The sequence below is a fragment of the Blastochloris sulfoviridis genome, assembly GCF_008630065.1.
Lineage (GTDB): Bacteria > Pseudomonadota > Alphaproteobacteria > Rhizobiales > Xanthobacteraceae > Blastochloris > Blastochloris sulfoviridis.
The window spans coordinates 214,831-221,883 of record NZ_VWPL01000001.1; the positions used below are offsets into that span (position 1 = coordinate 214,831).

At 66.1% G+C, this 7,053-nt stretch carries 7 protein-coding genes; 1 reads left to right on the forward strand and 6 read right to left on the reverse strand.

All coding sequences use genetic code 11. The features are described 5' to 3' along the window. The first annotated feature begins 16 nt into the window (after positions 1 to 16). Positions 17 to 571: a tetratricopeptide repeat protein gene (locus F1193_RS00985; protein WP_150095800.1), complete on the forward strand. Its 555-nt coding sequence runs from the start codon at positions 17 to 19 to the stop codon at positions 569 to 571. Positions 572 to 827: 256 nt separating this feature from the next. Here F1193_RS00985 and F1193_RS00990 read toward each other — a convergent pair whose 3' ends face one another. The 6 genes from F1193_RS00990 to F1193_RS01015 form a co-directional block, all read right to left on the reverse strand. After that, a complete protein-coding gene (locus F1193_RS00990) occupies positions 828 to 1,535 on the reverse strand; it encodes a class I SAM-dependent methyltransferase (RefSeq protein WP_150095801.1) in 708 nt (235 codons plus the stop codon). A gap of 144 nt (positions 1,536 to 1,679) precedes the next feature. Next, positions 1,680 to 2,336 (reverse strand): prepilin peptidase, encoded by a 657-nt coding sequence (locus F1193_RS00995; RefSeq protein WP_150095802.1) that lies wholly within the window; start codon positions 2,334 to 2,336, stop codon positions 1,680 to 1,682. Between the two features lie 127 nt (positions 2,337 to 2,463). After that, complete coding sequence (locus tag F1193_RS01000) at positions 2,464 to 3,942, reverse strand: substrate-binding domain-containing protein (RefSeq protein WP_150095803.1); 1,479 nt, start codon at positions 3,940 to 3,942, stop codon at positions 2,464 to 2,466. A gap of 157 nt (positions 3,943 to 4,099) precedes the next feature. Then, the gene (gene hflX / locus F1193_RS01005; RefSeq protein WP_425457189.1) at positions 4,100 to 5,476 is read right to left on the reverse strand and encodes a GTPase HflX; all 1,377 of its coding nucleotides are present in this window, start codon (positions 5,474 to 5,476) and stop codon (positions 4,100 to 4,102) included. Continuing rightward, the gene (gene hfq, locus F1193_RS01010) at positions 5,477 to 5,737 is read right to left on the reverse strand and encodes an RNA chaperone Hfq (RefSeq protein WP_150095818.1); all 261 of its coding nucleotides are present in this window, start codon (positions 5,735 to 5,737) and stop codon (positions 5,477 to 5,479) included. A 181-nt stretch (positions 5,738 to 5,918) separates the two neighbouring features. Further along, entirely contained in the window at positions 5,919 to 6,776 is an 858-nt protein-coding gene (locus F1193_RS01015; protein WP_150095805.1) for a D-amino-acid transaminase, read from the reverse strand. Between the last annotated feature and the right edge of the window lie 277 nt (positions 6,777 to 7,053).

Below are 7,053 nucleotides of genomic sequence, written 5' to 3' on the forward strand. Positions count from 1 at the left end.
GCAACGGCAAGCGCGCATGCGTCGAGGGCGGCCCTTGCTGGCGCTGCTGGCGCTCGGCGCCACCCTGCTCGCCGCATCGCCGCCGGCCCGTGCCGACAGCCTCGCTTCCGGCCGCGCCGCCTATGCGCGCGGCGACTATGCCAAGGCGGCGCGGGTGTTCACCACGCTGGCCGAGCGCGGCAATGCCCGCGCCCAGGCGATACTCGGCTTCATGTTCGCCACCGGCCAGGGCGTGCCGCAGGCCTATGACGCCGCGGTCTACTGGTATCGGCTCGCCGCCGAACAGGGCGAGACGCGGGCGCAGTATCTGCTCGGCCTGATGTACGACAAGGGCCTCGGCGTGCCGATCGACACGGTCGCCGCCCACAAATGGCTGAACCTCGCCACGGCCGGCGCCACGCCGCGCAACCGCGAATATTTCCAGCGGCTGCGCGATGCGGTGGCCTCGAAGATGACGCTGGGCCAGATCGCCGAGGCGCAATGGCTGGCGCTGGAATGGACCGAGCGCCAGCGCGGCCCGAGCCTGCCGCCGCCTCCTCCGGGCGCCATTGCGATCGACCCGCTTCAGTAGACCACCGGCAGCGCCGCCGAGCCGAGGCCACCGCCGGCACCACGTGGTCACCCATCGCGTGGCTCGGCGGGCACCCTTGATCCCACCATCGTCCCATCCGGCATCCCGAAGGGATGAGCCGAAAATGGTATTAAAATAACAGCCGCGACCGCGGACCGTTGGTTCCGGTCGCGGATTTTCGCGAAACCCTTGATTTCGGATGAGAAAATCCGCGAGAGTCAACAGCCCCACGCGTCAGCGTCTGGGGCCGTTGGTATTACACTTTCTGGGCGATGAGGAAGAAATCACCTTCCTCAAGCCGTCTTCCTGTCACCAGATTCCCAACAGTAATCGTCAAGTCAAACAACCCGCCGAAAACCGGGCTCTTGTGTCTCAAATGCTCTCGACGTGAACTCTCGTAAGAGCAGTTCAGGAGGATTTGCGCTCCAACGCCTTGAAGCATTGCCGACAGATTGTCTGGCGCAATGAGCGGATCGAAGACAGTTCGAAATGGCGGGTAACCTGGTTTTCCGGCGTTGAGATTCTTGAACAGGTTACGATGCACCCACACATGAAACCAGTGCGGCGTGTATGCGGTAATTAGACCCGACAGGGAATCTCTCTTTGGCGCGGCCAATATTATAATTCCACCGCGCTTGAGGCTGCCGATCAGCTTCACCAGGACAATCCGGGGATTATCGAGGTGCTCGATGACATCATAGCAGACCACCGCGTCATATTCAGCTTGCGGAATCGCAACAGTATGCAGGTCCCCGTGAATCTTATGGTCGGCATATTTGTTATTTTCAAGCTGCTCCCGCGATATGTCGATCACCGTGATGCTGTTCGGCTTGTTGAAAGTCACATTTGACAGCGAACCCCCGCCCGCTTCAAGTATTGATAATTGCTGACAATTCTCTTCCCATGAATTGATTACGTCGCACAGTTTCTTGTAGGCCGCCTCAAAGTTCAACACTTCCGACATGGCAGACACTCCAAATTCGCTCACAGTTATTAAGTAGGTTCATATGAGAGCGTCTGCCAATCCCATTGATCAGACAGCCGCTATAGGATTTCGACTTGGCGCATTTTCTTTGGTAGGCCGGCATTCACTGTTGTGGAGAATGCTTCAGACGACATACAGGACCGCCTCCAGCAGCCAGCCGAGCCAGATCGCCGGCGCGAAGAACAGGCCGAACGGCAGCCGGCCGGTCGGGCGCAGCCGGCGGCGCAGGCCGCGACGGCGGAGCATGGCATAGCGCACCGCATAGGCGGCGAGCGCCGACAGCGCGGCGATCTCGACGGCAAGCGGCATGACGAGCCAGCCGAGCCAGACGCCGGCCACCGCCGCCAGCTTGACGTCGCCGAGGCCGAGCCCCTCGCGGCCGCGCAGCCGCAGATGGATTTCGCGCAGTACGAAAAACATCGCCGCAAGCACGCCGCCGCGCAGCGCCGCCGCGGCCAGCGCCTGCACCCCATCGTCACCCATCGCACTGGCGGCGGCGGCCGCATGACCGAGGCCGAGCAGCAGCGCCGCAGCGTTGAGCGAATCGGGAATGATGAAGCGGCGCGCGTCGATGGCGGCGATCGCCACCATGATCGCCGCCAGGCCGGCGCCGAGCCAGCCGGCGAGCCCCGGCAACGCGGCGATGCTGACGCCAGCGGCAGCAAACGCGATGACCGGCACCGCGGCGCCGCGTGCGCGCTCAAGCGGCGGCGATGCCGACGTGGCAGGCGAAACGCCGGCCCCTTGGCCGGATTTCACATCGAACGTGTCCGTGGTCATCGGTGTTCCCGGCCCGCGCACGGCAAGGTCTGCCTTCAAACACAAGGTCTGCCTTCAAACACAAGCCCTGTCTTCAAACGGATGTGCACCCGGCAAAGCCGGGTGCACACGTTTCATGTTCGCCGTATCAGGCGCCCGGCTTGCCGGCGCAGTTGCCGCTGCCGCCGACATTGATGCCGTCGGCGCCGAACGCCAGCGCCTGGATCTCCATGAGCCAGTTCTGCGGCGGGAGGGCGAAGCCGTTGGCCTGGATGACGGCGCTGGCCGCGCCGCTGGAGTAGTGCCACTGCAGGTACTGCTTGATCACCGAGGCGTTGGTGGCGCTCGCGTAGCACTGATAGAGGTCGAAGAACGAGAAGCCGACGAGCGGATAGGCGCCCGACAGCTTCGGGTTCGCGGCCACCGCCTGGAGGCTCCAGTTCAGCGGGTTGGTGCGGGTCGCGGCGGTGAACACCGGCGACGCCGACTGCATGCCGATCGCGGCGGCAGCCGCGGTCGGCGGGGTCCAGGTGGTGCTGCCGAGGTCCGCCTCGCTCTGGAGGTTGGCGGTCGCCAGACCGGTCGGAACGACCGGCTTCACATAGTCGGAGGTCGAGTAGCCGATCGCGCCGTTGGTGGAGGCGATCGCCGCGACGACGCCGCTGTTGCCCTGGCCGGCGACGAAGGTGCCGCCGCCCGGGTTGGAGATCGCAGCGCTGCACTGGTCGACAGCGCCGGCATCCGGCCAGTTGTTCTTGTTGCTGCCGCGATAGGGCAGCGCCGGGCACTGGGAGGCCGCCACGGTGTTATCGGACCACGGGAACTCGTAGAGGGTGAGGGCCGGGTTCGACTCGTTGGTCGGGCCGAACTCGCTGCCGCACTGGGCGGCGAGCGCGCTGGTCATGAGGAAGTTGGTGCCGCTGCCTTCGGCGCGGTGAACCACGGTGATCGGCCCGGTGCCGAGCGCGGTGCCGCCATTGTCGGCGGTCAGGATCGGGTTGTCCCACTGGGTGATGTGGCCCGAGAAGATGCCGCACATGGCCTTGCGCGACAGATTGAGGCCGCTGGTGCCGCCGGTCGGGGTGGGATTGGTGATGTTCAGCGCGTTGCCGGCGCCGTCCTTGCCGTTGAAGGCGATCGTCACGGGGCCGATGACGGCCGGGATCTGGATGATCCGGCCATAGTTCGCCAGCCCGCCATTGGTCTCATAGAGGGCCTGGTCCGTCGCCAGCCACGGATCGTCGCTGCCGGCGAAGTGGAAGCTCGGATAGGGGAACTGGCCCGGAGTCGGCTGCCTGCTCGACTTGTAGGGAACGGTGTTCGAGGAGGAAGGCGTGCCGAGCTGGCTGGCGTCGTGCATGGCCAGCGCCTTCTTGCCCTTGCTCGAGCCCACCGGGGCGTAGAGCATCAGATACGGATAGGGCGGGTTCTGGATGGGGCAGCCCGCCGCATAGGCCATCGGGCTCGGCAGGTCGGCGCGCACCGTCACGCAGTCGAACAGCTGACGATAGAGGGGCGCGGGGAAGGTGGCGCCGCCGCCATAGATCACTTGGGCGTTGGCCGACTCGACCGCGCCGAAGCAGGTGACGGCGACGGTCGCCATCAGGCAGGATTTCCAGTTTTTCATATCGAATGCTCCAGTAAATCATATGCCGGCAAATTACCGTTTTCGGAAAAACGCCGGCCGCAATAGCGATAGGAGCTGTATGTGATCCTTTTATTTTGGTTTTACGAAATGTGGTTGAAATAGGGATTATGAATATGCCGCTCGACAGTTCGCGCGCTTACTTATGATGGAAACCTTCAACCCGATAGCGCCGGTCGATCTCCTCCAGCCGCTCGCTCGGCACTCGCACCGTCACCAAAATCCGGCCGGTATTTTCATCGCCGGTCCGGGCGATGACATCGGCATGCCGGTAGAGCCAGGCCAATCCCTCGCCGTCCTCGGGCGCCAGCGCCAGCGTGCGGGTGATGCGGCCGGCGGTGATGCGCGCTTCAACCTGATCGAGCAGCGCGTCGACGCCATCCCCGCTCAGCGCCGACACCAGCGCCGGGCGCTGGTCGTCCGGCCGGCGTTCCACCTCGGCCTCGGTCTGGGCGCGCGCGCCCTCGTCCAGCAGATCGACCTTGTTCCACACTTCCAGAATGCGGGCGTGGTCGTCCGCATCGATGCCGAGTTCGCCCAGCACCTTTGCCACGTCCGCCGCCTGGGCCGCCGTGTCGAGGTGGGCGACGTCGCGCACGTGCAGGATCAGGTCGGCCTCGATCACCTCCTCCAGCGTGGCGCGGAACGCCGCCACCAGCGTGGTCGGCAGCTCGGAGATGAAGCCCACGGTGTCGGACAGGATGATGCGGGTGCCGTGCGGCAGCGCGAGCGCGCGCAGCGTCGGGTCGAGCGTGGCGAACAGCAGGTTCTCGGCAAACACCTCGGCACGCGTCAGCCGGTTGAACAGGGTCGACTTGCCGGCATTGGTGTAGCCGACCAGCGCCACCACCGGGAACGGCACGCGCTCGCGGCTCTTCCTGTGGAGCGAGCGGGTGCGCGTCACCTGTTCCAGCTCGCGCTCGATGGCGGTGATTCGCTCGCCGATCAGCCGGCGGTCGGTCTCGATCTGGGTCTCGCCCGGGCCGCCGAGGAAGCCGAAGCCGCCGCGCTGGCGCTCCAGATGGGTCCACGAGCGCACCAGCCGGCTCTTCTGGTAGTTGAGGTGGGCCAGCTCCACCTGCAGCGTGCCCTCGCGGGTGCGCGCCCTGCGGCCGAAGATTTCGAGAATCAGCGCGGTGCGGTCGATGACCTTGGTCTTCCACGCCCGTTCCAGATTGCGCTGCTGGACCGGCGACAGCGCCGCGTCGACATAGGCCAGATCGACCCCTTCGGCCTCGACGATGGCGGCAAGCTCCTCGACCTTGCCCTTGCCGAGGAAGGTCGCCGGGCGAATCTCGGCCAGCGGCACCAGCGTGGCGACGACGACATTGAGGTCGATGGCGGCGGCCAGGCCCACGGCCTCGTCGAGCCGGGCCTCGGGCGTGCGCGCCGACGCCCCAACAGGGCTCCGGTCGCGGGTGCGGTGGGGCACAAGCACGGCTGCCCGCGTCGGCGCCTGCCGTGTATCGCGGGCAACACCGTGGGTATCCCGGCGCGTCTCGTCGCTGGAGGTCAATTATTCCTTCTCTGTCGTGCCTGCGTCATCGGCCGCTTCGAACAACTGGACGGGCTGCGCCGGCATGATGGTCGAGATCGCGTGCTTGTAGACAAGCTGCGAATGCCCATCCCGCCGCAACAGCACGCAGAAATTATCAAACCACGTCACCACACCCTGCAACTTGACGCCATTCACAAGAAAAATGGTGAGTGGAACCTTGTTCTTGCGGACGTGATTCAGAAACGTATCTTGCAAATTCTGTGCGCGTTCGGCCGGCATTTCTTGGTCCATTATCTGTCGATTCGACTGCGACGAACCGGTTATTATTTTGCCCCGCAGAGCACGGTGCAGTTACGGCTGCGCCGAAGAGGTGGACGCCGACATTAGAGGCCAAACCGGCCCTTGCACGCAAGACGGTGAGCGCCTTCCGGTCGCCTTGTGCCGCAATTTGTCTTCCCGGTCACGGCGCGATTTCGGCAACCTTGTGGAATTCCGCCCGCAGCGCGCGGGCCGCGCGCCCCGGCTTGCCGTCGCCGACCACGCGCCCGTCGAGGCGCACCACCGGCATCACCCCGAGCGAGGCGGAGGTGCCGAACGCCTCCACCGCGGCATAGGCTTCTTCGCGCGCGAACGGCCGCTCCTCGACCGTGAGGTTCAGCCGCCGGGCCACCTCCAGGGTGACGGTGCGGGTGATGCCGCGCAGGATGCCGAACTCGGCCGGGCGGGTGATCAGCGCGCCGCCGGCCGAGACGATCCAGGCGTTCGACGAGCCGCCCTCGGTGATGAAGCCGTCGCGGTCGACGTACCACGCCTCGCGGGCACCGGCGGCCTTGGCCGCCTCCTTGGCCAGGCAGTTCGGCAGCAGCCCCACCGTCTTGATGTCCACCCGCTCCCAGCGGTTCTCGGGCAGCGTGATCACCGAAATGCCGGTCGCGGCGGTCATCTCGGTCTTTGCCCGGTCGGCCGGGCGGGCGGTGACGACAAGCGTCGGCGCCACGCCGGCGGGGAACAGGAAGTCGCGCCGCGCCACGCCGCGCGTCACCTGGACATAGACCACGCCGTCGCGCACCCGGTTGCGGCGTACCACCTCGCGCATCACCACGCCGAGCGCGGCCCGGCTCATCGGCATCGCCATGCGCAGCTCGCCGAGCGAGCGGAGAAGACGGTCGATGTGGCGGGTCTCGTCGACCAGATGGCCGCCGAGGATCTCGCAGACCTCATAGACGCCGTCGGCGAACTGGAAACCGCGATCCTCGATATGAACGCCGGCCTCCGCGTGCGGCAAATAGAGGCCGTTGACATAGGCAATCCGCGACATGGCTTGAGGCTGTCCTTCTCGTGCAGGATAGGGTGCCGGTTCTTCCCTCTCCCACCCGGACCGCGCTTGCGCGCGTCCGGGCGCAGGCTCTTGTGGGAGAGGGTGCCGGTTCTTCCCTCTCCCCTTGTGGGAGAGGGTGCCGAGCGATCGAAAGATCGCGAGGCGGGTGAGGGGTAAAACCGAGCGGGTTCGAGGAGAGGCCGCCCCCCCGGCGCGGGGGGCGGGGGGGGGGGGGGGGGCCCCCCGCCCCCCCGGGGGGGGGGGGGAGGGGGCGGCG